We start from the raw sequence: 690 nt of genomic DNA, 5'->3' as shown, positions 1-690 counted from the left end.
AATCAAGCCCAATCATTAGCTTATCTGGAGCTATTTCTATCCTATTCTCTTTCCTAGGAAGCCATGGTGTTAACTTAGCTGCGATTACTGCTGCAATCTGTACAGGAGAGGAATCTCATAAAGATAAGGATAAGAGATATATAGCAGGAATTTCGAGTGGTTTTTTCTATATTGTATTTGGCTTATTTAGCTCAGCAATAGCATTACTTTTTTCTGCACTTCCCCATCAATTTATTGCCACTTTAGCAGGATTGGCATTAATTGGAGCAATTCTGAATGGTCTAGTTGGTGTTGTTACTGATACAAGTAATAGAGAGGCAAGTCTAATTACTTTTTTAACTACAGCATCTGGCATTACTTTCTTAGGTTTAGGATCTGCTTTTTGGGGCTTAATTTTTGGATATATTGCTTACTTTATTCTAAAGAAAAAATAGTTAGATACGGAATTTATTCCATTATATGCTCAGGTTTATCCACTCATTTTGTGGATAATTTCTAAAAATAGAGCTTTGGAAATCCAAGAAAAAATTATAAATCGTACGTTTTTTAACCTAAATCATAGGCAATAAGTGCCAAAACTGCCTAAAAAAAAGCCGACATGTTTCCGAGTCGGCTTTTTTGATGTTTTTGGCATTATGTAAAATGTTTAAGGTACTGATTACAAATAACTTTATTGAATTTTGTTCGGGT

The 690-nt window shown here is 33.3% G+C and carries 1 protein-coding gene; it reads left to right on the top strand.

Annotation, left to right across the window (positions count from 1 at the left end; genetic code table 11):
• The coding region (locus tag AC1MPL_RS11645) for a benzoate/H(+) symporter BenE family transporter (RefSeq protein ID WP_479766236.1) at positions 1–434 on the top strand (434 nt) is incomplete at its 5' end.
• Positions 435–690 lie beyond the last annotated feature (256 nt).

Source organism: Acinetobacter sp. N1-1, assembly GCF_056711485.1.
The sequence above is the reverse complement of the archived record's forward strand: the minus strand, read 5'-3'. Positions and strand labels throughout refer to the sequence as shown.